This window comes from Marinobacter sp. AN1, assembly GCF_026013985.1.
In the GTDB taxonomy this organism is placed as follows: domain Bacteria; phylum Pseudomonadota; class Gammaproteobacteria; order Pseudomonadales; family Oleiphilaceae; genus Marinobacter; species Marinobacter segnicrescens.
Map to the genome: position 1 here is coordinate 2,875,723 of NZ_CP110342.1, position 24,802 is coordinate 2,900,524.

25 protein-coding genes are annotated in these 24,802 nt (G+C 59.0%); 19 read left to right on the top strand and 6 right to left on the bottom strand.

Translation table 11 applies throughout. The annotated features are described in order from the left end of the window. Positions 1–117: 117 nt before the first annotated feature. From LJ360_RS13210 to LJ360_RS13235, 6 genes are all read right to left on the bottom strand, one after another. On the bottom strand, positions 118–426 hold the full coding sequence (locus LJ360_RS13210) for a hypothetical protein (protein WP_264994217.1): 309 nt from the start codon (positions 424–426) through the stop codon (positions 118–120). Positions 427–470: 44 nt separating this feature from the next. Further along, entirely contained in the window at positions 471–1,427 is a 957-nt protein-coding gene (locus LJ360_RS13215) for a hypothetical protein (protein ID WP_264994218.1), read from the bottom strand. 658 nt (positions 1,428–2,085) lie between these two features. Beyond that, complete coding sequence (locus tag LJ360_RS13220) at positions 2,086–2,844, bottom strand: hypothetical protein (protein WP_264994219.1); 759 nt, start codon at positions 2,842–2,844, stop codon at positions 2,086–2,088. 337 nt (positions 2,845–3,181) lie between these two features. Then, positions 3,182–3,847: a metallophosphatase domain-containing protein gene (locus LJ360_RS13225; protein ID WP_264996042.1), complete on the bottom strand. Its 666-nt coding sequence runs from the start codon at positions 3,845–3,847 to the stop codon at positions 3,182–3,184. Between the two features lie 15 nt (positions 3,848–3,862). Next, positions 3,863–4,198: a hypothetical protein gene (locus tag LJ360_RS13230; protein ID WP_264994220.1), complete on the bottom strand. Its 336-nt coding sequence runs from the start codon at positions 4,196–4,198 to the stop codon at positions 3,863–3,865. Further along, positions 4,188–4,877, bottom strand: a complete 690-nt coding sequence (locus tag LJ360_RS13235; RefSeq protein WP_264994221.1) for a uracil-DNA glycosylase family protein — start codon at positions 4,875–4,877, stop codon at positions 4,188–4,190. Before LJ360_RS13235 ends, LJ360_RS13230 begins: the two co-directional genes overlap by 11 nt. Before the next feature lie 276 nt (positions 4,878–5,153). On the opposite strand from LJ360_RS13235, the gene LJ360_RS13240 reads away from it, so the two are divergent. From LJ360_RS13240 to LJ360_RS13335, 19 genes are all read left to right on the top strand, one after another. Then, positions 5,154–6,032, top strand: coding sequence for a cation transporter (locus LJ360_RS13240; protein WP_413774365.1), 879 nt, complete (start codon positions 5,154–5,156; stop codon positions 6,030–6,032). 4 nt (positions 6,033–6,036) lie between these two features. Next, complete coding sequence (locus LJ360_RS13245) at positions 6,037–6,963, top strand: 5'-nucleotidase (RefSeq protein WP_264994222.1); 927 nt, start codon at positions 6,037–6,039, stop codon at positions 6,961–6,963. 203 nt (positions 6,964–7,166) lie between these two features. Further along, the gene (locus LJ360_RS13250) at positions 7,167–7,976 is read left to right on the top strand and encodes an ABC transporter ATP-binding protein (RefSeq protein ID WP_091848631.1); all 810 of its coding nucleotides are present in this window, start codon (positions 7,167–7,169) and stop codon (positions 7,974–7,976) included. Between the two features lie 30 nt (positions 7,977–8,006). Further along, positions 8,007–9,269: an ABC transporter substrate-binding protein gene (locus LJ360_RS13255; protein WP_264994223.1), complete on the top strand. Its 1,263-nt coding sequence runs from the start codon at positions 8,007–8,009 to the stop codon at positions 9,267–9,269. After that, positions 9,266–10,096, top strand: coding sequence for an ABC transporter permease (locus tag LJ360_RS13260; RefSeq protein WP_264994224.1), 831 nt, complete (start codon positions 9,266–9,268; stop codon positions 10,094–10,096). The genes LJ360_RS13255 and LJ360_RS13260 overlap by 4 nt, the downstream gene beginning before the upstream one ends. 82 nt (positions 10,097–10,178) lie before the next feature. Next, the gene (locus LJ360_RS13265; protein WP_264994225.1) at positions 10,179–11,837 is read left to right on the top strand and encodes a sigma 54-interacting transcriptional regulator; all 1,659 of its coding nucleotides are present in this window, start codon (positions 10,179–10,181) and stop codon (positions 11,835–11,837) included. Positions 11,838–12,054: 217 nt separating this feature from the next. Continuing rightward, a complete protein-coding gene (locus LJ360_RS13270) occupies positions 12,055–12,609 on the top strand; it encodes an OsmC family protein (RefSeq protein WP_248231428.1) in 555 nt (184 codons plus the stop codon). A 42-nt stretch (positions 12,610–12,651) separates the two neighbouring features. Continuing rightward, positions 12,652–13,791, top strand: coding sequence for an acyl-CoA dehydrogenase family protein (locus LJ360_RS13275; protein ID WP_264994226.1), 1,140 nt, complete (start codon positions 12,652–12,654; stop codon positions 13,789–13,791). Further along, positions 13,788–15,146: an FAD-dependent oxidoreductase gene (locus LJ360_RS13285; RefSeq protein ID WP_320108767.1), complete on the top strand. Its 1,359-nt coding sequence runs from the start codon at positions 13,788–13,790 to the stop codon at positions 15,144–15,146. Before LJ360_RS13275 ends, LJ360_RS13285 begins: the two co-directional genes overlap by 4 nt. Positions 15,147–15,206: 60 nt before the next feature. Next, positions 15,207–15,656 (top strand): cyanase, encoded by a 450-nt coding sequence (gene cynS / locus LJ360_RS13290; protein WP_264994227.1) that lies wholly within the window; start codon positions 15,207–15,209, stop codon positions 15,654–15,656. Positions 15,657–16,039: 383 nt separating this feature from the next. Beyond that, entirely contained in the window at positions 16,040–17,137 is a 1,098-nt protein-coding gene (locus LJ360_RS13295) for an AMP-binding protein (protein WP_264994228.1), read from the top strand. A gap of 68 nt (positions 17,138–17,205) precedes the next feature. Next, entirely contained in the window at positions 17,206–17,673 is a 468-nt protein-coding gene (locus LJ360_RS13300; RefSeq protein WP_413774366.1) for an AMP-binding enzyme, read from the top strand. A 10-nt stretch (positions 17,674–17,683) separates the two neighbouring features. Next, entirely contained in the window at positions 17,684–19,402 is a 1,719-nt protein-coding gene (locus LJ360_RS13305) for an acyl-CoA dehydrogenase (RefSeq protein WP_264994229.1), read from the top strand. Between the two features lie 5 nt (positions 19,403–19,407). Continuing rightward, positions 19,408–20,622: an ABC transporter substrate-binding protein gene (locus LJ360_RS13310; protein ID WP_264994230.1), complete on the top strand. Its 1,215-nt coding sequence runs from the start codon at positions 19,408–19,410 to the stop codon at positions 20,620–20,622. 57 nt (positions 20,623–20,679) lie between these two features. Next, the gene (locus LJ360_RS13315; RefSeq protein WP_264994231.1) at positions 20,680–21,438 is read left to right on the top strand and encodes an ABC transporter ATP-binding protein; all 759 of its coding nucleotides are present in this window, start codon (positions 20,680–20,682) and stop codon (positions 21,436–21,438) included. Next, positions 21,431–22,135 (top strand): ABC transporter ATP-binding protein, encoded by a 705-nt coding sequence (locus LJ360_RS13320; protein ID WP_264994232.1) that lies wholly within the window; start codon positions 21,431–21,433, stop codon positions 22,133–22,135. The genes LJ360_RS13315 and LJ360_RS13320 overlap by 8 nt, the downstream gene beginning before the upstream one ends. 1 nt (position 22,136) lies before the next feature. Then, positions 22,137–23,018: a branched-chain amino acid ABC transporter permease gene (locus LJ360_RS13325; RefSeq protein ID WP_264994233.1), complete on the top strand. Its 882-nt coding sequence runs from the start codon at positions 22,137–22,139 to the stop codon at positions 23,016–23,018. 101 nt (positions 23,019–23,119) lie between these two features. Beyond that, positions 23,120–23,983, top strand: coding sequence for a branched-chain amino acid ABC transporter permease (locus LJ360_RS13330; RefSeq protein WP_264994234.1), 864 nt, complete (start codon positions 23,120–23,122; stop codon positions 23,981–23,983). An 82-nt stretch (positions 23,984–24,065) separates the two neighbouring features. Then, positions 24,066–24,758 (top strand): TetR/AcrR family transcriptional regulator, encoded by a 693-nt coding sequence (locus tag LJ360_RS13335; protein WP_264994235.1) that lies wholly within the window; start codon positions 24,066–24,068, stop codon positions 24,756–24,758. Positions 24,759–24,802: the final 44 nt, after the last annotated feature.

Sequence of the window (24,802 nt, forward strand, 5' to 3'; positions counted from 1 at the left end):
TCAGGTAGTGAGCACTTGCCTACCCCGCGTAAAGGACCTGTAGAGGTCTGTCGCTGCAACTATGGGGAGCGCCTTTCGGGGCGGCCGGGCAAATGCTTCGCATCTCCAACGAAATGATCACGCGAAGATATAGTAGAAAGGCCCCATAATAAAAAACACCGCGAACCCGGTCACCATGCTGTAGGCTAAAACCGTTTCAAACGGATTCGCAAACGCCTTTATATCCAGGTCTGGATAGACGGCCTTGTAAAAATCCGACCTCTGCGCGAAGGGGAGCGTGCAGACCAGCGCAAACAGAACGGTATTGCCGAAGTCCAGGTCGAGGGTACCGGTACGCCAGTATTCCCCAGTCGGTTTCAGCTTCTTTTTTAAGCGGTACGTGAGAGTAACCCTGAGTAACAGCATGCTCAGCATTGCTAGCAGCATACCCCCTCCCGCCACTATAGAGATAAGCAATCCCACTGGCATGTTCACCACTCTGTTACCAGATCGTACAAGTCTCCGAAAATGCCTTTGAGGAGGTAATCGGATCCGACTGCTACTGCGCCAGCAGCGACCACAGCAACAGCCAACCCAACCGGCGTCAACGCTATCACAAAGCCAATCGCGGCCCCGGCAGCAATACCACCAGCAAACGCCCCACTCTGGACAACGGCCTCACGCTTCCAGGCCGGGTCGCCATTCTTCCAGGCATGGTGAACGCTGTTCGCTCGCAGGTAGCCATCCAGCAGAATAAAACCGGGGCCTGCTACCCGGCCCACCTTCGCGAACCTTGCCAGCTTCTGTACGTCAGCTGTGTCGCGGACCGGTATGGATTCCCATACTGGCCGGCCGGTGGCGTTAGTGGTCTGACGCATGCGAAACGCATTGTTATTCAGGTAGTTCAGTGAACGGCTGTAGAGAACCTGGTTCATTTCCCGGAACGCAGCGTCTGCCCGTAGCTTTGCAGCGTTCACCATTCTTGGTGCAGCGCGGTGATTCTTCAGGTCCTCAAACCGTTTGTTCGCGATATCGTAGCGGTTGATGGCGTCCAACACTTTGTTGGACTGGGCCACCGCGGCACCCATGCCGTTACCGCCAAAGGTATTCAGGTCACCCATAACGTCAGGCAGCCTGGTGTCCCACAGAAAATCCGCCATGCCCATTACGGCAGCGCCGCCAGCGTAATGGCTCAGGTGTGACAGCGTGTGTTGTTGCTCCGGCGTACATGACAGAACCTGGCTGATATCCACTGAATCGTCCCGCCTGGCATTGGGCAACAGGAGCGGTTTGTGTGGTGCGCACAGATTACTGGTGCTGATCGGCCGGCCATTGGCTGCCAGAAGGCGCCGTTCGAAGTCTTCGGGCGACAGATCAGATGGACAGGACATCTTGGCGATGTCACGGGATGAGCAGACGCGGTTCGGGTAGTAGATGGATGAAGGCATGGTTCGTCCCTGAGGGTATCGGTTAATAACGGACAACTTCCTGTTGAACCGGAAAATTAACAAAGTTCTTGAGGGTTCGCTATGCCGGAATCCGCGACATGAGAGCCATGCCACTTACCTCCGCGTGTCCCATACTTCGATGCTCGGCCTGAGGTTTCTGCTTCGAGCACCCCTGTGTAATGCCGGGGTTTATAGTCTGAACGATCAATAAAGATGTACGGGGCAAGTGTTCACTGGTCAGGTAGTGGGCATGTGCCTGCGTAAAGGGCCTGCAGAGCTCTGTTGCTGTACCATAGACAGCGCTAGGGAGTGAGCAGTAGGTACAAGCCGCCGCAAAGGAAGAACAGAACCAATCCTCCTATGGTTCCGTAAGCCGTTCCCCGTTCAAATGAACTTGCAAAAGCTCGGACGTCCAATTCGTTAAACAGCAACTGAAACCGTGGCAGTTGCTGGATGGAAGGTATCGCGCAAGCCCAGGCAAACAGCGCCGTGTTAACGAAACCGAGGTCTGTCGTTCCAGCAGTCCAGTCGTTGTGCCTGGTTCTGAACCTGGAGTTCAAACGGCGGGTCAGCGTCAGGCGGAGGATAACCAGTCCGATAAAGGCCGCCAACATTCCTGCGATCCCGACTAGCGAAATCAAGACTCCGAGCGGGACACTCATTCGGTCACCCAGTCATATAAATTGCCGAGGAATCCTTTAACAATATAGTCGGCACCAACCGCTGCTGCGCCACCAGCAACCACCCCGATGACCAGCCCAATAGGCGTTATTGCTACAACTGCGCCGATTAATACACCGGCAACAATACCACCTGCAAACGCCCCACTCTGGACAACGGCCTCACGCTTCCAGGTCGGATCGCGATTTTTCCAGGCGTGGTGAACGCTGTTTGCTCGCAGGTAGCCATCCAGCAGAATAAAACCGGGGCCTGCTACCCGGCCCACCTTCGCGAACCTTGCCAGCTTCTGTACGTCAGCTGTGTCGCGGACCGGTATGGATTCCCATACTGGCCGGCCGGTGGCGTTAGTGGTCTGACGCATGCGAAACGCATTGTTATTCAGGTAGTTCAGTGAACGGCTGTAGAGAACCTGGTTCATTTCCCGGAACGCAGCGTCTGCCCGTAGCTTTGCAGCGTTCACCATTCTTGGTGCAGCGCGGTGATTCTTCAGGTCCTCAAACCGTTTGTTCGCGATATCGTAGCGGTTGATGGCGTCCAACACTTTGTTGGACTGGGCCACCGCGGCACCCATGCCGTTACCGCCAAAGGTATTCAGGTCACCCATAACGTCAGGCAGCCTGGTGTCCCACAGAAAATCCGCCATGCCCATTACGGCAGCGCCGCCAGCGTAATGGCTCAGGTGTGACAGCGTGTGTTGTTGCTCCGGCGTGCATGACAGAACCTGGCTGATATCCACTGAATCGTTCTGCCTGGCAGAGGGCAGCAGGAGCGGTTTGTGCGGTGCGCACAGATTATTGGTGTTGGTCGCCGACCATTTGCTGCCAGAAGGCGCCGCTCGAAATCTTCAGGCGACAGATCAGATGGACAGGACATGCTAGCGATGTCACGGGATGAGCAGGCGCGGTTCGGGTAGTAGATGGATGAAGGCATGGTTCGTCCCTGAGGGTATCGGTTAATAACGGACAACTTCCTGTTGAACTGGAAAATTAACAAAGTTCTTGAGGGTTCGCTATGCCGGAATCCGCGACATGAGAGCCATGCCACTTACCTCCGAGTGTCCCATACTTCGATGCTCAGTCTGAGGTTTCTGCTTCGAGCGCTCCCATCCCCAGCTCTACAACCATCGGTGGATTAATCGGTCGATACCGCTCATCACAGGTGCTGGCATTGATAAACCTTGTGTCCCAGCGGGCATGCTCGCCGTAACCTTCATGGATATGGCCGTAGATATGAACCTGCGGCTTCACCTGGCGGACCCTCACCAACAGATCCTCGCAGCCAACGCTTTCATAACGCAGCCCGGTGTCTACCTCGTCCCCGATACCATTGGGCGGGGTGTGGGTAATCAGCACATTGGTATTGGCCGGGATGCGCTGCCAGTAACGGTCAATGGGCTCACCCCGGTCTTGCATGAACGCCCAGTCCATAAAGGTGGGTGACCAGGGCGAGCCCCAGAAGCGCACGCCTTCAATCTCGATACCACTGTCTTCCAGGTAGGTGGCATTGGTGAGCAATTCCCGGGCATGGTCCGGCGCTTCCTGGAAGATCCAGTCGTGGTTGCCCGCAATGACGATCTTGTGTCGATGGGGCAGCGTCCCCAGCCAGTCGTTCAGGTCGGCCACATCCTCCAGCGTGCCGGCACCCAGGCAGTCGCCGGCGTGGATCAATACATCACCATCCGGAATCTCGGGTATGCGGCGGTGCATGCTGTGGGTGTCGGAGATGCAGACGAGTTTCATGGGGCGCATTGATTGTCAGTCCTGTTCCCTCAATGCCTCAGCGACTTCCAGTGAAGTCCATCGGAGGGTCATTATGCCGTCGCTGATCGATACCACACCCTGACCAGCGTTCGGCTGCTCTTCCCGAACCCTGTAGGCAATCAGGTTGTCCAGTACGTCCATCAGTGCAAACTTTAACCCCATCTCCCGCAAAGTGGCATGGTCGGCATCATTAAACCTCCAGGTCGCGTGGCTGATGCGGTTCTCCTTGTCGCTGAAGAAGATCACCTTGCCATTCACCGTGGTGTCCTGCAGATACTGGCTTGCCAGTAGGTCAAGCTGCTTTTGGTCAAAATCCGGATCAAAGTTCATGAGCCCGCCTTACCGGAACAAATCCGGGACACTTGCTGAATAAACTGGTTTTGCCGGTGCCTCGCCTGGAAGCACGGTTCCACCAGGCAGATGCGGGGTGCGGAACCGAGCCGTGAGGCACCTTCAGTTCCCCGGACAGGTGACGGGCGGCCTTACGGGACACAAAGATGACGCCATCGGGCCGAAGTATGTCTATCACCGCCGCAAGGGTTTCCCGTCCCACTTCGATGTCTTCAGGCGCAACTTCCAGAGACAGCCGCTCTCTGGCCGGGCGCTGGAAGCCGTTCATGAATGCTATGTGCTCCAATGCAGAATCGCCGCTCTGAAAACCCGCCTCGTATAATGCTCTATCAAGATTGCGATAAATGGCATGGCCCTGCTTTCGCCACTCGCCGGTACTCTTGTTCAGGATTTCTCTGGTGTGAATCCAGCCCAGTCCTTGGCCGGGCCTGAAGTCGCCTTCCTGCCCCTGATACCAGCGCTGTGCGTCGAGGTGCAGGGTTTGGTTCTTCGGCAGATAGTGACTCTCTCCAACCAACAGGATTCGAGCTTTGGCCCCAGCATACCGACAACCAACGAAAGGGCGCATTCGGGGATAGGCCAGGTAATGAGGCACCGTGCTGAAGCCTTCATCAAAGGTATCTGAGTAGTGATTTTTCTTTGGTTCGGTCACTGCCATAGGTTTAACAACTCTGTTTCGTGAGTTCGCACCGCCCGCGACTTACAAGGGTATTCTGGTTACCCGTTGCGACACAATTCGTCGTCAAATCACAAACTGTTGACCAAAAATCCGAGGCGCGAGTTGTTGCTGACCACGAGCGATAGTGCCCTTGCTGCCGCTCACTGGATCACGACACAATAGGTTCATCAACAAGAGACCGCCAGAAATCCTTGATCGACGAGCCCCATCAGCTCCCAGGTCAGCGATAGCCCAATGCAACGTCCGGAGTTCTCCATGAGTGATTCCTGCCGCACCCCATGCAGTTGCGACAGCCCAGAGGCACCATCACAGCACGTCACTACGGGCGCTGGCGAATGGGTCAGCAAGTACTCAATCCCCAAAATGGACTGCCCGTCGGAAGAGCGGATGATCCGCATGGCGCTGGGTGGTCTCGACAACATCCGGGGGCTGTCGTTTGATCTGGGCGGGCGCACCCTGGAGGTACTTCACGACGACGGTGCCGAGCCGATTACCAACAAGCTGACACCCCTGGGGCTAGGCGCCAAACTCAGTGAAACGCGCAAGGCGGACGCAAACGCCCGCCAGGCCACCAGCGCCACAGAAGCGGAAGAGTCCGGTACGCTCTGGATACTGCTGGCTATCAATGGCCTGATGTTCCTGGTGGAGATGACCACAGGCATTATCGCCCAGTCCGCCGGGCTGATTGCCGATTCGCTGGACATGTTTGCGGATGCAGCGGTGTATGGCCTTGCCCTCTATGCGGTCGGTCACGGTGTGCGGATGCAGGTGCGGGCAGCCCGGGTGGCCGGTGTGCTTCAGCTGATACTGGCCATCGGCGTGCTGGTGGAAGTGGGCAGGCGTTTTGTTTTCGGTAGCGAGCCGGAATCCGGCATGATGATGGCCATCGCCCTCCTGGCGCTGATCGCCAATACCGCCTGCCTGCTGCTGATATCCAGGCACCGGGAAGGCGGCGCCCATATGAAGGCCAGCTGGATATTCTCCGCCAATGACGTGGTCATCAACCTGGGCGTTATCCTCGCCGGTGCCCTGGTGGCCTGGACTGGTTCCAACTACCCGGACCTGGTGATCGGGACCATTGTGGGGCTGATCGTACTTTCCGGGGCCCGGCGAATCCTGGCACTCAAGGAGTAACCCCATGCCCTTCCCCATTGAACAGAAACTGGTCATCGCCGTCGCCTCCAGTGCGCTGTTTGACCTGACCGAGTCGGACCGGGTGTTCCAGGAGGAAGGCGCCGTCGCCTACCGCGATTACCAGGAGGCGCACCTGGACCAGCCGCTGGAGAAGGGTGTGGCGTTTCCGTTTGTGCGCCGGTTTCTGAATATCAACAAGCGCTTCCCGGAAAAAAGCCCGGTGGAGGTGGTGCTGCTGTCCCGCAATTCTGCCATTACCGGCAAGCGGGTGTTCCGCTCCATCGCCCACCACGGCCTGGATATCAGCCGGGCGGCCTTTCTGGAGGGCAAGTCGCCCTACCCCTATATTCCTGCCTTTAATGCCTCACTGTTCCTGTCGTCCAACGAACAGGATGTGCAGAAGGCGATCGCCTATGAATACCCGGCAGGGACAGTGCTGCCCTCCCATGTGGTGGATGAGGAAGACGACGTGGAGCTGAGGATTGCCTTCGACTTCGACGGAGTCATCGCAGACGACGCCTCGGAGCGGGTCTACAAGAGCCAGGAACTGGAAGCCTTCCACGAGCATGAAACCTCCCGGGCCGACGTCCCCCACAGCCCGGGCCCGCTGGCCGACCTGTTCCGCAAGCTGTCCCTGCTGCAGCAACTGGAAGACGAGGCCAGCAACGCTGACCCGGACTACCAGCGCATCCTGCGTACCGCCATCGTCACCGCCCGCAGCGCCCCGGCCCACGAGCGGGTCATCACCACCCTGGAACACTGGGGCGTCGACGCCAACGAGGTGTTCTTCCTCGGCGGCATGACCAAGGACCGGATCCTGAGCGTGCTGCGCCCCCACATGTTCTTCGACGACCAGCAAAGCCACCTCCAATCCGCCGGGGGCAATATCCCGATGGTGCATATTCCGTTCGGAGTGGCGAACGTTATCTGAGAGCTGGTATCCCGTCTGGCTACTTGGTCCACGCCCGGCCCCGGTGCACATTTCCCATAGTGCGCCATTGTCGGACATTGTCCGGTGGTGACAATGCCTGACAAAGCCTCACTATTTCAGCCAACCCGCTGTATAACCATTACTTTCTTGATGTGGCATACAACCTGCTGATACCGGACCAGATACCTGACCGGAGCATCACTATGGGCGCCACGATTTCCCTCGACTACATCACCCACCGTTTCAGCCGCGGGGCAGCACCAACCCTGGAGAAGATCGAAAACCGGATCGAACCCGGTGAGATGGTCGCGCTGATTGGCCGCAGTGGCTGTGGCAAGTCCACCCTGCTGCACATGCTGGCTGGCCTGCTGATTCCCTCCGAAGGCTGTGTCCGCGTCAACGGCCACCAGGTTTCCCGGCCCAGCGCCAAGTGGAACATGATGTTCCAGAAGGCCTCGCTCTACCCGTGGATGAGCGTGCGGGAGAACGCGGCGCTTGGTCTGCTTTTCTCCGGCATGGCCAAGACCGAAGCCTTCAGCCGGGTGGACGAACTGCTGGAGATGCTGGGCCTCCATGACAAGCGGGACGTCAATGTGCAGAGCCTCTCCGGGGGACAGCAACAGCGCGTTGCACTGGCACGCTCGCTGGCAACCGATCCGGAAATCCTGCTGCTGGACGAGCCCTTTTCCGCACTGGACGCCTTCACTCGCACCGCCCTGCAGGAAGAGGTTCCCGCTATCTGCCGCGACCTGGACATCACCATGGTCATCGTTACCCACGACATCGATGAGGCCATCGCCATGGCGGATCGCGTCATGATCATGTCCCAGAACCCCGGCCGCATCGTGGGCGAGCTGGATGTGGAATTACCCTGGCCCCGCCGCCACATGGACGCGGGCTTCCAGTCCCTGCGCGACCAGCTGATGACCCAGTTCAAGGATACCGATGACGGACTGGCCGGCCGCAAGGCCATCACTGAAACCACCGATGACGACGCCGAAAACGCCGCCTGAGACTCTGCCTGAATCATTGAGGTCCTGACCATGAAGAAGCCAAGAAGCAAGCAAAGCAATATCCCCGCCGATGAGCTGGCCTATCTGCAAAAACACGAGATGAGCCGGCGTGACTTCCTGCTGGACAGTATGGCCGCCGGCGGCCTGGCGGCCGGGTTCGGCCTGACCGCCAGCGCCTCCGCCTGGGGCAGCATGCAGGCGCCTGAGGACGAAGTGGTGCGTATCGGTTACCTGCCGATTACCGACGCCACGGTTCTGCTGGTCGCCCATGCCATGGGCTATTTCGAGGATGAAGGCCTGAAAACCGAGCCGCCGACCCTGATCCGGGGCTGGTCACCGCTGGTGGAAGGCTTTGCCGCCGCCAAGTTCAACCTGGTGCACCTGCTCAAGCCGATCCCCGTCTGGATGCGCTACAACAACGGTTTCCCGGTCAAGATCATGGCCTGGGCCCACCTGAACGGCTCCGGGCTGGTGGTGGGTCGACACACGAATGTGGAGACCTTTGCCGAACTGGGTGGCAAGCAGATCGCCGTGCCTTACTGGTACTCCATGCACAACATTGTGCTGCAGATGGGCCTGCGCCACGCTGGCCTGACGCCAGTGATTAAATCCCAGGGGGACACGCTGGCACCCAACGAAGTCAACCTGCAGATCATGCCCCCACCGGACATGCCCCCGGCCCTGGCCGCGCGCAAGATCGACGCGTTTATCGTGGCTGAGCCCTTCAACGCCGTTGGCGAGATGCTGGCCGGTGGCAAGATGCTGCGCTTCACCGGCGACATGTGGAAAAACCACCCCTGCTGCGTAGTCTGCATGAATGAGAACCAGGTGAACGCCAACCCGGAGTGGAGTCAGAAAGTGATGAACGCCATCGTCCGGGCGCAGATCTACTCGCAGCAGAACAAGGCGGAAGTGGCCCGCATGCTGTCGAAGGATGGCAAGGGCTACCTGCCCATGAAAGCTGACATTGTCGAACGGGCCATGACCCTTTACGACGAGGACAGCTACGCCACACCGGACGCCATCCAGAACCCGCAATGGGGCAGCGGACGGATCGACTTCCAGCCCTGGCCTTACCCCTCCGCCACCCGGCTGATCGTTAATGAACTGAAAAACACACTGGTGGGTGGCGATACCACCTTCCTGCAAGACCTGGACGCGGACTTTGTTGCCGATGACCTGGTGGATTACCGCTTTGTGAAAGCCGCCATGGAGAAACACACCGGCTGGCAGCAAGGCCCCGGGTTTAACGCCGATAACCCGTTCGAACGGGAGGAGGCCATCAAGCTATGAGTACTCAGACAACACAGGCACTCAGCGGTGCCAACGGGGCGCAGGTCAACCTCGCCCCTGTCATCAGCTGGCTGGCGGCCCTTTGCTACCCGGCCATTGGCATTACAACGCTCCTCGCCCTGTGGTGGCTGGGGGGCTACGTAGTCGCCAATGACCCGGACATGTGGGCCTTCGCCAACTTCGCCCCGGCGCCTACCTTCAGCGCCCTCTACGACCTGGTGGCCAGTGGTGACATCTGGCCCACCATCGTCTCAAGCCTTTACCGGGTCCTGATCGGCCTGTTCTGGGGCGTGGTTATCGGCGTCCCCGTAGGCGTCCTGATCGGCTACGTGGGCACCGCGATGAAGATCGCCAACGTGCCGTTCCAGTTCCTGCGCATGATCAGCCCCCTGGCCTGGATGCCGATTGCGGTGCTGGCCTTTGCCACCTGGGACGCTGCCATCATCTTCCTTCTGGTGATGGCCACCGTATGGCCGATCATGTTCTCCACCGCACACGGCGTTCGCCGCATCGACCCGAACTGGTTCAAGGTGGCGAAGAACCTCGGCGCCTCCGGCCCGCAGATGCTGCGACGGATCATCCTTCCAGCCATCATGACCGATGTCATGGCCGGTATCCGGCTTGCCGTGGGCGTGGCCTGGGTGGTGCTGGTGCCCGCGGAATACCTGGGGGTGACCAGCGGCTTGGGGTACGCCATCAATGATGCCCGGGACACCCTGGCCTACGACACACTGGCAGCGATTGTCCTTGTCATCGGCCTCATAGGCTACGGGCTGGATACCATCTGCGGCCTGCTCATAAAGCGCTTCAACTGGCATGTCGAATAACCAGTGCCCGGATTCCCGTACCTGCAACAAGCCTGCTCCCTGAGCGGGCTTTTGTCGTTGCCCAGCCAGGAGAATGAACACCATGGACACGCAGCCGATTTCGTCCGTGACCACCAACGCACCCATTGACACCGGCGCTGCCGACCTCACCGTGGTGCAGGAAGCCGCCCGGCTGATCGGTCAGTCCGCCACCCCCGGGGTGGCCATCACCGGTACCTTGCGCCTGATGTCCCAGATGCTGGGTCTCAACCGGGGCCGGGTGCTGCTACCCTCGGATGAGGACGGCCTGCTGGCCATTCGCTACAGCTACGGACTGACCGACCAGGAGCGTAAACGGGGCCTCTACAGTTTCGAGGAAGGGGTCACCGGCAAGGTCATGAAAACCGGACAGCAGGCGGTGGTGCAGGACGTAGACCAGGAGCCCGGCTTCCTGTTCCGGACCGTGGACCGGGCGACCCTGCCTGAAGGCATTGTCTCCTACCTGGCGGTGCCCATCATGGAGGGCAACCTGACCGTGGGTGTACTGGCGGCACACCGCTTACGCATGCGACCCAGGGCCATCAATGCCGACCTGGTGATCCTGCGCATCCTGGCCACGTTTATTGCCCAGATCATCAAGATCAACACCCTGATCGAAGAGCGCACCAGCCACCTGCGGGAAGAAAACCAGGAGCTGAAGGTGGCCCTGGAGCAGCAACAGAACAACCACGGCATCCTGGGGGAAAGCGCCGCCGTCAAGGATGCCCTGCTGCAGATTACCCGGGTAGCCGATACCCCCGTCACGGTGCTGCTGACCGGCGAGTCCGGTACCGGCAAGGAGCGGTTCTCCCAGATTCTCCACCTCAACAGCAAACGCTGTGACCAGCCCTTCCTGGCCATTAACTGCGCCGCCATTCCAGAGCAACTGCTGGAGTCCGAGCTGTTCGGTCATGAGAAAGGCGCCTTCACCGGCGCGACCGCCACCAAGCCGGGCAAGATCGAACTGGCCAACGGTGGCACCCTGTTCCTGGACGAGATCGGTGACCTGAACATGGAACTGCAGTCGAAGCTGCTGCGGGTGCTGGAAGGCCAGGTTATCCAGCGGGTCGGTGGTACCCGGGATGTACCGGTGGATGTGCGCATTGTCACCGCAACCCACAAGAACCTGCAGGAGGCTGTCAACCAGGGCACCTTCCGCCTGGACCTCTTCTATCGACTGAATGTGTTTCCGGTCCACCTGCCACCGCTGCGGGAACGGGACGGCGATGTTCGCATCCTGGCCCGGCACTTCCTGCTCAGCGCCAATCGCGAGTACGGCCGCTACACCCTGTTTGGCCGGGGGGTGTTGGAGCGACTTGAGAGCTACAACTGGCCCGGCAATATCCGCCAGCTGGAAAACGTGATCAAGCGGGCGGTGCTGATTGCGCTGGACGGCAACATCAGCGTCAGCGACATCGAGAGCATCCTGCGCCAGGAATCGGTGATCAACAAGCACCTGGAGGCGGGCCAGGCGGCTGTATCAAATTACCCGCGCGCCGCGGAACCTGCTGCCACCACCCGCATCACGGAACCGGGCCTTGTAGCCCCTGTTGCCGCCTCTTCCCGTCCGTATCGTTGGGTCCGGGAGGATGAAGAGGAACAATTGCTGAACGCCCTTCAACAGACCGGCGGTAACAAGACGCGAGCTGCGGCATTACTGGGCATGAGCGCGCGCCAATTCCGCTACCGGCTGGACAAGCTTGAACTGACCAATGCGCCCTGACCACCAACCGACATTGTCGGACATTGTCATCAGGACAATGTCCGACACTTCCCGCCTCACTCCTTTCTACCGCCACACCGAAAACCATAAGCATCTGTTTTAAACGCTAAAAAATAAAAATGGCGAAACTGGCACAGCTCCTGCTCTGGACATAACAGGTTACCGCGAGGCCCGTCCCGGACCGCGCGGTGTCATCAAAGCCACTGGAGAATTGCCAATGACCACTGCAACGCCTACCAAACCCGAAACCGTATCCACCTACCTGCGTCCGATCGACCGGGAGGGTCTGCTGGCCTTCGCCGAGAAGGGTCGCAACAACCCCGGCACCCGCGGCACCAACAAGGTCCACACGGTTACCGAGGGCCAGTACCGGACCATCAGCCACGTCAATCAGCATGAAGTGGTGGTGGACGAGCCCCTGCACCTGTTCGGTGAGGACACCGCGCCGGCACCCGGCGAGATCGTGCTGTCCGGCCTGGGTGGCTGCCTCGCCGTCGGCATCACCGCCGTGGCCACCTGGAAGCAGGTCAAACTCAGCAAACTGGAGATCTTCCTGGAAGGGGATATCGGCAACCCGGCGGCCTGGGGTGCCGGTGGTGCGGAAATGAAGCCCGATCAGATGGGCTTCCAGGAAATCCGCGTCAAGGTGCTGGTGGAAGGCGATGCCACCCGGGAACAGCTGGACGAGATCGTTCAGCACGCCAACTACTTCTCCCCGGTGGCCAACACCATGCGCAACCCGATCCCGTTCAGCATCAGCCTGATGGACTGAACCGGCCCACACAGAGGCGAGGACCAAGAGGAGAGAACTGCCATGAATAACGTCGCCGTATCCAACCCACCGTTAAGCCCCTGGGCCGATGACGCCATGGTGCAGGCTGAGGTCGCCCGGGTTGCCAGCGAGCAGCTGGCGCCCAACGCCTACCGCATCGACCATGAAGGTTATTACCCGACCGACATCATGGCAGACCTGGGCCAGGCCGGCGCCTTCGCCACTCACCTGGACCAACACGGTAGTCGCTTCGGACTGGCGCTGTCGAGCATGCAGGAGATCAGCCGTCACTGTGGCTCCACCGGGTTCATGACCTGGTGCCACGATGTCTGCGGACTCTACATGGAGCAGTCCGGCAACCCGGCGCTGCTGAAACGACTGCAGGGCCATGCTGCCGGCCAGACCTTCGGGGGCACTGCCCTGTCCAATCCGATGAAGGCCCTGACCGGCATCGAGAAAATGGCCCTGAAAGCGAAGAAGGTACCGGGCGGATACCGGGTCAGCGGTACCCTGCCCTGGGTCAGCCATATTGGCCCGGGCCAGTACTGTGGCGCCATTGCCGCCGTGGATCGCGACGACGGTAGCCGCTCCCACGAAGTTATGTTCCTGCTGGACATTGATGACCGGGTGCCCCTGCGACCCTGCCCGGAGTTCTCGGGTATGGAAGGCACCAGCACCTGGTCGGTGCCCCTGGACGACTACTTCGTGAGCGAGGACCAGATCATTGCAGACCCGGCCCGGCCGTTTATCCAGAAGATCCGCGGTGCGTTCATCCTGTTGCAGGTGGGCATCGCCGCCGGTGTCATCCAGGGCTCCATCGATTCCATCCGTGCGGTGGAGAACCAGTTGGGGCACGTGAATCAGTACCTGCATAACCGCCCCGACGAATTGCAGGCCGAATTTGACGAGGTGGCCAAACGCGCAGCCCGTCTTGCAGAAACCCCCTATGACGGCAGCAAGGACTACCTGCTCGACGTGCTGGAGTTGAGAGCCCACGGTTCCGAGCTGTCCCTGAAGGCCTCCCAGTCCGCCCTGCTTCACCAGGGCGCCCGCGGGTACCTGATGAATTCCGCCCCCCAGCGCCGGATCCGTGAAGCCCACTTCGTAGCCATCGTGACACCGGCCATCAAGCACCTGCGCTGGGAGATGGACAAACTGATGCGAGAGGAGGTTCCGGCATGAGTACCCGTAAAACCGACCTGGAAGAACGCCCCTGGCGCCAGTATATCTGCCTCGCCTGTGGCCTGATCTACGACGAGGCGGAAGGCGACCCGGACAGCGGCTTGCCCCCGGGCACGCGATTTGAGGACATTCCGGATGACTGGGAATGCCCCCTGTGCGGTGTCACCAAGTCCGACTTCGAGCTGCTGGAAAAGCAGGAGATTACCGCAGCCGCACCGGTGGGCATCACCACCTTCAGCAAGGTGCCGGGCATTGTGGTGGTGGGTGCCGGCATTGCCGGGTGGTCAGTCGTGGAAGCGATCCGCCACCTGGACGCCGAGACCCCCATCACCCTGGTCAGCGCCTGCCATGGTGACCGCTACCACAAACCGGAGCTGTCCGTGGCCCTGAGCCGGGGTCAGCAGCCTGGGGACCTGGTGCGGGAGAGCGCTGCCGATGCGGCAAACCGACTCGGGATTCGCCTGTTGGCGGACACCTTCGTGGTGGGCATCAGCCCGGAGCGACGGGAAGTGCGCACCACCCGGGGCACCGTGGCCTACACCCGCCTGGTGCTGGCCCAGGGCGCGAAACCCGCCCTGCCTGACGAGTTGCCCCCATCACTGTGCTGGCGCATCAATGACCTGGCCGGCTGGAGCGGATTACAGCAACAACTGGCCACCGGCCCCCGGCGGGTGGCCATTGTCGGCGCAGGGATGGTGGGCTGCGAACTGGCCGAAGACCTGGCTCGCGCCGGCCACACGGTCACCCTGCTGGACCGCCAGAGCCATCCCCTGTGTGGCCTGATTCCCCCGGAAGCCGGACAGGCACTCCAGGAAAGCCTGGCGGAACTGGGCATTCACTACCGGCCCGACAGCCAGGTCAAGGCAGTCCGCGCCGACGGTGACGGCAAGAACGTTCTGCTGGCAAACGGTGAAACCCTAGCCGTGGACCAGGTGATCGCCGCCACCGGCCTGAAAACCGACAACCGGCTGGCCCGCCAGGCCGGGCTGGCATTCAACGGTGGCATTGAGGTGAACCAGGAGTTGCGCTCCAGCGATCCCTGGATCCATGCCCTTGGCGACTGTATCAGCCTGAACGGTGAGCCCTGCCGCTTTATCGAACCCATCCAGCACCAGGCCCGCACCATTGCGGCGGCGGTGTTGGGTGTTGAGGCACCAGCCTATGAACACAGACGACCGGTGGTACGCCTGAAAACCCGGTCGCTGCCGCTGGTGTTGCACGGCCTGCCAAAACCCAATGGCCGCTGGGCAATCACCCAGCGGGAAGGCAACAGCATGGTGATGGAACAACGGGTCGGCGACACCATCGTCGCCACACTGAGCCTTGGCCAGCCCATGCAAAGCAAGGCCGCCTGATCTTACCGGGCCGGGCCACCGTCCCAGTCCCGACAATGACGTCAACCAAAGGTGAACATCATGATCCATACCCGCGAAGAAGTGACCAACATGATCCTCTCTGCCAAGGTCAGCAAGGGCATTCAATGGAGCCAGGTGGCCGATGCCATCGGCCTCTCCAAGGAATGGACCACCGCTGCGTGCCTGGGCCAGATGACCTTCGACAAGAAGCAGGCCGAAATTGTCGGCGACATCTTCGGCCTGACCGATGAGGCTATTGCCTGGCTGCAGGTGGTTCCCTACAAGGGTTCCCTGCCGACAGCCGTGCCCACCGACCCGCTGATCTACCGCTGGTACGAAGTGGTCAATGTCTACGGCAGCACCATCAAGGAACTCATCCATGAGGAATTTGGCGACGGCATCATGAGCGCCATCGACTTCAACATGGACATCCAGCGCGAGGAAAACCCCAATGGGGATCGCGTTAACGTGGTGCTGTCCGGCAAGTTCCTTCCCTACAAAGCCTACTAAGCCGATTCCCACCTTCGAGAACCGCACACCTGACAGCGTCGAGCTGCCGGGTGTGTGCTCCCGCATTCTGCCGTCGCACACGCAGCTGGGCACCATGACGGTGCTTTCCTGACACACCTCGCTTCCCCAAGACAGAAACGGGCAACTTTGCCCGTTCATACGGCTTGCCTTTTGTCAAAAACTGAACTAGCCTCGAATCCATTGAACACTCGGAATACCGACTAACCGATCGTTTAATTAGCATAGAGATATGCTCCGGATATTAGTCTGAGCGGTGTAGTTGGAATCAGAAAAACAACAAGGGTTGGCACCAGGCCGTTACGGGGTCCCGGCGGCCTGTGCTCGAATAATCAGAAAACATCAATAACAATCAGGAGCTTGCCATGCTTTACGGCCAGATGATGCAAGACCAGCTAACAATCACAAAGATCCTTCAGCACGCAAACCGGTTCCACGCGGGGTCACAAATCGTATCAAAGACCTCCGACGACAAGATTCACCGCTTCCGCTATGACCAGTTCTATCGCCGGGTATGCCAGCTGGCCAATGCCCTGGTAAAGGCTGGTGTCCAGTCCGATGATCGTATCGGGACACTGGCCTGGAACGACCACCGCCACATGGAGATCTATTACGCTGCTTCCTGCATCGGGGCAGTCTGCCACACGATCAACCCGCGCTTGTTTGACGACCAGCTGACCTTTATCGCCAATGACGCCGCAGACAAGTTCCTTTTCTTCGATCCCCAGTTCTACGGCAAGGTGTCTGAGCTAAAAGACACTTTCGAGTCCATAGAACGTTATATTGTGCTCTCTGACGCCAAACCGGAAGCCGCAGATGCTCAGGGCGTGGAGGTATACGAGGACCTCATCGCCAACGAAGCTGAAAGCTTCGACTGGCCGGAACTTGATGAAAAACAGGCCAGTGCCCTCTGTTACACCTCCGGTACCACCGGCAACCCCAAGGGTGTCCTGTTCAGCCATCGCTCTACCCTGATACACGCCCTTTCCGTCAGCGGCGGCGACTGGCTGTGCGTGCGCCAGAAGGACAGCATCCTGCCGGTGGTACCCATGTTCCATGCCAACGCCTGGGGCATTCCCTATGCGGCCCTGATGAATGGCGCCAAGCTGGTACTGCCCGGTTATGCTCTGGACGGACCCAACCTTCACACCATGCTCAATGAGGAGCAGGTGACCCTGATGGCCGGCGTCCCCACAGTGTGGCTCGGGCTTCTCGATTACCTCAACCGGAATAACCTCACGATAGATTCAGTCGACCGAATGATGGTTGGCGGCTCAGCAGCGCCCATGGCCATCATCCGGGAGTTCGAAGAAAAGTATGACGTGCGGGTTATGCATGGCTGGGGCATGACCGAGCTCAGCCCGGTAGGCACCCTGGGCGCCCTTAAGAGCCACCAGGCCAACCTGTCGCCGGAGGACCGTTACCAGATACAGGCCCTGCAGGGCGCCCGCTGTTTGGTGTAGACCTGCGCATTGTCGACGAGGACGGCAACATACAGCCCCACGATGGCAAGGCGATCGGTGCACTCCAGGTGAAGGGCCCCTGGGTAGTGGGCAGTTATTACAAGGATGCCTCGCCGGATTCCTTTACCGAAGACGGCTGGTTCGAAACCGGAGATGTGGCGGCCATAGATCCGGAAGGCTACCTGATCATCACTGACCGGACCAAGGATGTGATCAAGTCCGGTGGTGAATGGATCAGTTCCATCGAACTGGAAAATGTCGCCGTGGGCCACCCCGCAGTGGCAGAGGCCGCCTGTATCTCCATCAAGCACAGTAAGTGGGGCGAGCGACCGGTGGTCTGTGTCGTGCTCAAGGAAGGCGCCGACGCCGACCCGGAAGACATCAAGGCGGTCTATGAGGGGCAAGTGGCGAAGTGGTGTATACCTGACGAAATAATCCTCGTAGACGAACTGCCCCACACGGCAACGGGCAAGCTGTCCAAGCTGGAACTGCGTCGCAAGTTCGAAGGCTACTCCCTGAAAACCGACGAGGCGTAAGGGTCCGGCCATGAACACGCAAACCGAGCGCGACTTTATTGTCAGGCAGGTGCTGGACTCGACGAACCTTGAGCGCGTCTGCGCTGCAAAGCAGGTAGAGCCCTCCGACCTGTTAGGTATTGCCGGCCATTTCGACACTGATATGGCACCCGCCATAGGAGCAATCAACCCCCTCCTGGACCAGGAGGGTGCGACCCTGACCCAGGGAACCGTGTGCCTGCCAGAGGCGATGCAGTCGCTCTACCGGGATTTCTGCCACCATGGCTGGAACGGCCTGGCCTGCAGTCCTGATTTCGGGGGCGAAGGCCTGCCCCACCTGTGCCACGCCTTCCTGCGCGAAACGCTGAATGGCAAAAGCCTCGCTTTTGGCCTGCTGCATGACCTGAACTTCGGCTTTTACAAGGCGCTCAGCCGCCACGGTTCGGACGAACTCCGGGCCCACTATCTGGAGAAAGTGGTTTCCGGAAAATGGACAGCCACCATGTGCCTGACGGAGCCCCATTGCGGCACGGACCTGGGTCTGATCCGGACCGTCGCCCGACGGGACCTTGATAACGGCCACTGGAAAATCTCGGGCAACAAGATCTTCATCACCTGGGGCGACCACAACCTCACGGACAACATTGTCCACCTGGTGCTGGCCAGGTCCGGCGAACCCGGAAGTGGCCTGGCAGGCCTCAGCCTGTTCCTGGTGCCAAAATGGCTCGGCGCCGAGAGTGCCCAGAGGTCGAACCAGGTTCAGACCATGGGCATCGAAAACAAGATGGGGATCCATGGCTCACCCACCTGTGCCCTGGCCTTTGACGAGTCCGTCGGTTGGCTGGTGGGCAACGAGGGCGAAGGCCTCCGTTGCATGTTCACCATGATGAACGCAGCCCGGGTATCCGTGGGGCTGCAGGGCCTGGGGACGGCGCAGGAAGCCTATGACAAGGCCCTGTCCTATGCTGGCGAGCGCCGACAGGGCAAGGCACCGGTACACGAAGGAACCAACACCCGGCCACCACACCCCATCATTGAACACCCGGACATCCAGCGCCGCTTCCGGGACATGGAAGCCCGCATTACCGCGGCCAGGGTGCTGACCTATGACGCCAGCCTGCTGCTGGACCTCGCGGATCTGGCCAGGAATGAGGATGAAGCCCTCGAGATCCAGTCCCGCCTTGAAATCTACACGCCGGTCCTGAAATACGCGCTATCCGAGCTGGGCTCATCGGTGGCCAATGAATGCATGCAGGTCCTGGGTGGCCATGGCTATATCCACGAGAACGGCATCGAACAACTGGTTCGGGACGTTCGGATCGCCTCGATTTACGAAGGCACCAATGCGATTCAGGCCAGAGACCTGGTTCAGCGAAAACTGCTGAAACAGTTTGTCCAGTTTGAAAGTGTTTTTGATGAGGTCGCTGTCAGTGCATTGCGCCTGAGCCGTGTTGAAGGCTTCGCGGACCAGGCCAATGCGTTAACCCACCTGAATGGGAGGATCAAGAACGCAGGCTCCATTCTCATCGAGCGGATGGAAAACGAAGACCCGGATGTCAGTGCCGAGTTCTGTGGTTTTCTGGAGGCGTTTTACCTGTTGCTGTGCGGTTCTGCCTGGGCCCGCATCATCACAGCCTGCTGTAACCAGGAATCCCGGTTTCATCGGGACAAAGTGAATACGGGGCGTTTCTTCTTCCGAAGAATTCTTCCCGAAGCCGACTTGCCAACAACAATAATCGAAACGAGGTAACGATCATGAACTACAAGAACATAGTAAGAACCGTAGGGATGTCATTGGCTGCCACCAGTGTTTGTATGGCAGCCGCCGCCGAAACAGTATCAGACAACGTCGTCAGGATCGGTGTGCTCAACGATATGTCGGGTGTCTACGCGCCCGCTGCCGGCCCCGGTTCCCTGGAGGCCGCAAAGATGGCTGCCGAAGACTTTGGCGGGGAAGTCCTAGGCGCACCCATCGAGGTCATCGGGGCAGACCACCAGAACAAGCCGGACGTTGGCACCTCAGTGGCCAACCGCTGGTTCGACCGGGAAGGCGTCGACGCGATCGTTGACCTGCCCAATTCCTCGATTGCCCTCGCCGTACAGGAGATCGGTCGGGAAAAAGGCAAGGTCATCATTGGCGGTGGTGCTGCAACAGCGCGCCTGACCGGAGAGAACTGTTCTCCGACCGGTATTCACTACATCTATGACACCTATTCCATGGCGAAAGCATCAGCGCTGGCCATCACAGAAAACCTGGGCAAGAAAGTCTACTTCGTTACCGTTGACTATACCTTCGGCCAGCAACTGCAGGACGCCATCGCCCATTTCGTGAAACAGAACGGTGGCGAAATCGTTGGCTCGGTCAAGCACCCACTGGGTGCCAACGACTTCTCTTCCTATATCATGCAGGCGATGTCGTCGGAGGCCGATGTTGTCGTGTTTGCCAGTGCCGCTGGCGATGCCGCCAACGCGATCAAGACAGCCAAGGAGTTCGGCCTTCAGCAGTCCGGCAAGAATTCGTTTGCACCACTGGTCATGATTCCTGACATCAAGGGTATCGGTGCGGAAGTCGCCGCCGGCACCATGCTCATCTCACCTTTCTACTGGAACAAGAGTGAAGAAAGTGCCGCCTGGTCCGAGCGCTATTTCGAGCGCATGAACGCCATGCCGTCCATGGCACAGGCGGGAGCTTATTCCTACGTCATGCACTATCTCAAGGCAGTAGAAAAAGCCGGAACGGATAACGGTGTCGATGTAACAAAGGCCATGAAGGAGCTGCCAGTCAACGACTGGTTCGCCGAGGGTTACATTCGTGAGGATGGACGCATGGTTCATGACCAGTACCTGGTCAAGGTCAAATCTCCCGGAGACGCCAACCACCCATGGGACCTGTTTGAGCTGGTTGAGACCATTCCCGGCGAGGAAGCCTTCCGTCCCCTCGAACAGGGCAACTGCAGCTTTATCCAGTAAAACGCTTCCACCGAGGGGGCAATTGCCCCCTCCGCTACCTGCCTACTGGTTCGACAAATGACTGACTATATTCTTTCAACGCGAAAGTTGACGAAGCACTTTCATGGCTTTTGCGCGGTCTCGGAGGTGGATATCGACGTCCGAGAGGGTGCCGTCCATGCCCTGATCGGCCCGAATGGTGCAGGCAAGAGCACGTGCTTCAACCTGATCACGAAGTTTCTTGCACCCAGCAGCGGCCAGATCTTCTATCGGGGTCATGACATCACCTCCCTCAAGCCTGCCGAGGTCGCCGAACGGGGAATGATACGTTCGTTCCAGATCTCCTCCATCTTTCCCGACCTGACCTGCGCGGAAAACGTGGAGATCGCTATCCAGAAACGTGAGGGCATGTCGTTTAATTTCTGGAGCCCCCGGCGAACGCTTCATCAGTATCGTGAAGAAACCATGGACCTTCTTTATCGCACTGGCCTGGAACAACAGGCGGCTGATCGTTCCGGCAGCCTTTCTTATGGCAAGCGCCGAGCCCTGGAAATCGCGACCACCCTGGCCATGAACCCATCCGTGCTTCTGCTGGATGAGCCCATGGCAGGGATGGGACGGGAAGATATCGCAACCATCTCCGACCTCATCCAGGAGATCCGGAGTGGGCGAACCATTGTCATGGTGGAGCATAACCTCGACGTCGTGCGCGACTTGTCAGACACCATTACCGTTCTTGAGGCCGGCCAGGTCATTTGTCAGGGCAACTACGACGAGGTTTCTTCCAATCCACGGGTCATGGAGGCCTATCTCGGCACGGGTGACGACGATGAGTAAGGTAGTGCTTGATGTCTCAAGACTGAATGCCGGTTACGGCGAAATTGACGTACTCAGGGATATATCACTCAACGTCAAGGAACACGAAGTGGTCACCCTGCTGGGACGTAATGGGGCAGGCAAAACCACCACGCTTAAAGCCGTCGCTGGCCTGCTCGATCGATGCCAGGGTGACATCCGTTTTTTTGGTGAGCCAATTGATCGCCTGCCCTCTTACCGGATCGGCCGCAAAGGCCTTGGTTACTGCCCCGAGGAGCGAGGCATCTTTTCCAGCCTCACGGTAAGGGAAAACCTGACACTTCCTCCCAGGGTGACCGACCTGGCCTGGTCGCTCGACGCCATTTATCAACTCTTTCCGAAACTGAAAGTACGCGGGAACAGTATGGGCACAAAGCTCTCCGGTGGTGAGCAACAAATGCTCGCGATTGCCCGGCTACTGTACTCCGGCGCCCGGGTTCTGCTTCTGGATGAACCTACCGAAGGGTTGGCGCCAGTGATCATCAAGCAGATTGGTCAGACGCTGCTGGAACTGAAGGCAAAAGGCCTGACCGTGGTACTGGTTGAACAAAACTTCAACTTTGCACTGAAGGTTTCGGACCGGTTCTACGTGCTTGATCAGGGCGAAGTGGTGGCCTCCTTCGATCGACAGTACGCCCTCGAAAACAAAGACAAGATAAACCAGATGTTAGGGGTCTGACATGTTTGAACTATTGGGCGTTTCGTCCCATGCCCTTATGGCCCAACTGGTGCTGGGCCTGGTGAACGGCTCATTCTACGCCGTGCTGAGCCTGGGGCTGGCACTGATCTTTGGCATGTTGCATATCATCAACTTTGCCCATGGCGCGTTCTACATGCTGGGCGGTTTTGCCACCTGGCTGCTGATGCAGTGGCTTGGAGTCAACTACTGGCTCGCCCTGCTCCTTGCTCCGTTGATGGTTGGTGCAATCGGCATCGCGCTGGAACGCACCTTTATCTCCAGGCTGTACTCCCTGAATCACCTGTTCGGTCTTCTGTTTACATTCGGCCTGGCCCTTTTTATCGAAGGGGTAATGCACGAAGTTTTCGGTGGAATCTCCAAACCTTATAGCGTTCCCGCAGCCCTGCAGGGAGCGCTCAACCTGGGCTTCATGTTCCTGCCCACTTATCGAGGCTGGGTCATTGTGTTCTCCGTGGTGGTCTGCCTGATCACCTGGTTTGTGGTGGAGAAAACCAAACTCGGGGCATACCTGAGGGCCGCGACAGAGAACCCGGCCCTGGTTCAGCAGTTCGGCATCAATGTCCCCCTGTTGATCACGCTGACCTACGGCGCAGGTGTCGGGCTCGCCGCCCTGTCAGGTGTGCTTGCCGCACCGCTTTACCAGGTCAACCCGCATATGGGGGTAAACCTGATGATCACCGTATTTGCGGTGGTCGTAATCGGCGGCATGGGCTCACTTGGAGGCGCCATTATCACCGGCTTCATGCTGGGCATTATTGAAGGTTTGACCAAGGTGTTCTACCCGCCGGCCTCTAACCTGGTGATCTTCGTGGTCATGGCCATTGTTCTGGTGGCCCGCCCTAATGGACTGTTTGGAAAGTGAGTGCTGCACCTATGAGCTCCTATAAGAATCAGAAAGCCATCTGGGCTGGAATTTTCCTGGTTGCACTAGTTCTTCCAGCTTTCATCTATCCGGTCGTTTTGATGAATGTCCTGGTGTTCATGCTGTTTGCCTGTGCGTTCAACCTGATGCTGGGATTTGGTGGACTGCTGTCATTCGGGCATGCCGCCTTCTTTGGATCTGCCGCTTATGTCACAGGTCACGCAGCGAAGGAGTGGGGACTTACCTTCGAACTGGCTGTCGCTTGCGGAGTTCTGGTCTCGTTGGTTCTGGGCTGGGTATTTGCCCTGATCGCCGTCCGAAGCAAGGGCATCTACTTTGCCATGATCACACTGGCACTCAGCCAGATGATCTATTACATCGCCCTCCAGGCGCCGTTTACCGGAGGCGAAGACGGCATTCAATCCATACCGAGGCCACCTGTTTTCGGCGTAATCGATGTATCCTCAAATCTCGCCCTGTTTTACACCATCCTGGTGGTATTCACCATTGCCATGCTCGCACTGGTGCGTATCTCCCAGAGTGCATTCGGCCAGTCCCTGAAGGCAATCAGGGACAACGAAGACCGCGCCATTTCCCTCGGCTATGACGTGGTGAAATACAAGCAAATGGCGTTCGTGATTTCTGCTGGTTTCAGCGGCATCGCAGGCTCGCTGAAGGTGTTTGTGTTCAGCATTGCAACTTTGACAGATGTCTCATGGCTGCTTTCCGGTGAAGTGGTGTTAATGGCATTGCTTGGCGGGCTTGGTATTATCTGGGCCCCCGCCCTCGGTGCCCTGATCGTCGTGGCTATGCAGTACCTGCTGGCGCCCTATGGAGCCTGGGTCACCATCCTTCAGGGGCTGATTTTCATGAGCTGCGTTCTTCTGTTCCGCGAGGGCATCGTGGGTATGATCCGCGACCTTTTGAACCGGCGCAGGGCCAAGCCCGGCACGTCGCCGCACTGAGACTTTACCGGGCGTCACCCTGCCCATGCATGGTGGGGCATAGGAAATTCTGTTTTCAGTACACCAGAATCGGACAAACTGTATGAGCAAGACCCAGCCCAAAACCACCAATGGCCGACGGAGATCCTGGGGCGGAGGTGTCCAGACCCTTGAGGAGCAGCGTCAAGCGCGGGAGAAAATCCTGCTGGAGACCGCCGCCAGGCTTTTCAACCGCTACGGGTTTCACGGCACCAGCATGAGCATGCTGACCGAGGAACTGGGGCTAACCAAGGGAGCCCTCTATCACTATGTGAAAGACAAAGGTGACCTGCTTTACAAAATCCACCTGAAGTCCGCGGAGGCGACCAGTAACGCGGTCAGGACCGGCGTCCAGGAAGGCACAAATGGCTTTGAACGGGTGAGGGCCATCGTCCGGAACTACCTGGCGTCTGTCACCCAGTCACAAATCGAGACCTTTCTATATCTTGAAGACGGCGCCCTCAGTGAACAGCAGGCTATCGAAGTGCGCGCACTTCGGAAAAGACTTGAGCACAGCCTGAGAGAGCAGGTACAAGAGGGGATTGATGACGGCTCCATTGCGCCCTGTGACCCGGCCCTCACCACCTTCGCGCTGATTGGCGCCATGGCGTGGGTATCGAAATGGTATCGACGCGGTGGAGCCTGGTCCTCCAACCAGATAGCAGAAGGCATGGCCGACCTGCTCGGGCGTATGCTCAAGGCCGGCGACGCTGCCTCCCTGCCTGAAAGCATCGGCGCATCCTACCCGGTTGAATAAAGGCCATCGCCCGATATCGGTTTTAGTACAACGTTGTGGCCAGC

Bases quoted from the DNA above. Each gene is read 5' to 3' on its own strand.
- LJ360_RS13210 (WP_264994217.1), bottom strand. From the start codon at position 426: ATGCTGCTAGCAATGCTGAGCATGCTGTTACTCAGGGTTACTCTCACG.
- LJ360_RS13215 (WP_264994218.1), bottom strand. From the start codon at position 1,427: ATGCCTTCATCCATCTACTACCCGAACCGCGTCTGCTCATCCCGTGAC.
- LJ360_RS13225 (WP_264996042.1), bottom strand. From the start codon at position 3,847: ATGAAACTCGTCTGCATCTCCGACACCCACAGCATGCACCGCCGCATA.
- LJ360_RS13230 (WP_264994220.1), bottom strand. From the start codon at position 4,198: ATGAACTTTGATCCGGATTTTGACCAAAAGCAGCTTGACCTACTGGCA.
- LJ360_RS13235 (WP_264994221.1), bottom strand. From the start codon at position 4,877: ATGGCAGTGACCGAACCAAAGAAAAATCACTACTCAGATACCTTTGAT.
- LJ360_RS13240 (WP_413774365.1), top strand. From the start codon at position 5,154: ATGAGTGATTCCTGCCGCACCCCATGCAGTTGCGACAGCCCAGAGGCA.
- LJ360_RS13245 (WP_264994222.1), top strand. From the start codon at position 6,037: ATGCCCTTCCCCATTGAACAGAAACTGGTCATCGCCGTCGCCTCCAGT.
- LJ360_RS13250 (WP_091848631.1), top strand. From the start codon at position 7,167: ATGGGCGCCACGATTTCCCTCGACTACATCACCCACCGTTTCAGCCGC.
- LJ360_RS13255 (WP_264994223.1), top strand. From the start codon at position 8,007: ATGAAGAAGCCAAGAAGCAAGCAAAGCAATATCCCCGCCGATGAGCTG.
- LJ360_RS13260 (WP_264994224.1), top strand. From the start codon at position 9,266: ATGAGTACTCAGACAACACAGGCACTCAGCGGTGCCAACGGGGCGCAG.
- LJ360_RS13265 (WP_264994225.1), top strand. From the start codon at position 10,179: ATGGACACGCAGCCGATTTCGTCCGTGACCACCAACGCACCCATTGAC.
- LJ360_RS13270 (WP_248231428.1), top strand. From the start codon at position 12,055: ATGACCACTGCAACGCCTACCAAACCCGAAACCGTATCCACCTACCTG.
- LJ360_RS13275 (WP_264994226.1), top strand. From the start codon at position 12,652: ATGAATAACGTCGCCGTATCCAACCCACCGTTAAGCCCCTGGGCCGAT.
- LJ360_RS13285 (WP_320108767.1), top strand. From the start codon at position 13,788: ATGAGTACCCGTAAAACCGACCTGGAAGAACGCCCCTGGCGCCAGTAT.
- cynS (WP_264994227.1), top strand. From the start codon at position 15,207: ATGATCCATACCCGCGAAGAAGTGACCAACATGATCCTCTCTGCCAAG.
- LJ360_RS13295 (WP_264994228.1), top strand. From the start codon at position 16,040: ATGCTTTACGGCCAGATGATGCAAGACCAGCTAACAATCACAAAGATC.
- LJ360_RS13305 (WP_264994229.1), top strand. From the start codon at position 17,684: ATGAACACGCAAACCGAGCGCGACTTTATTGTCAGGCAGGTGCTGGAC.
- LJ360_RS13310 (WP_264994230.1), top strand. From the start codon at position 19,408: ATGAACTACAAGAACATAGTAAGAACCGTAGGGATGTCATTGGCTGCC.
- LJ360_RS13315 (WP_264994231.1), top strand. From the start codon at position 20,680: ATGACTGACTATATTCTTTCAACGCGAAAGTTGACGAAGCACTTTCAT.
- LJ360_RS13320 (WP_264994232.1), top strand. From the start codon at position 21,431: ATGAGTAAGGTAGTGCTTGATGTCTCAAGACTGAATGCCGGTTACGGC.
- LJ360_RS13325 (WP_264994233.1), top strand. From the start codon at position 22,137: ATGTTTGAACTATTGGGCGTTTCGTCCCATGCCCTTATGGCCCAACTG.
- LJ360_RS13330 (WP_264994234.1), top strand. From the start codon at position 23,120: ATGAATGTCCTGGTGTTCATGCTGTTTGCCTGTGCGTTCAACCTGATG.
- LJ360_RS13335 (WP_264994235.1), top strand. From the start codon at position 24,066: ATGAGCAAGACCCAGCCCAAAACCACCAATGGCCGACGGAGATCCTGG.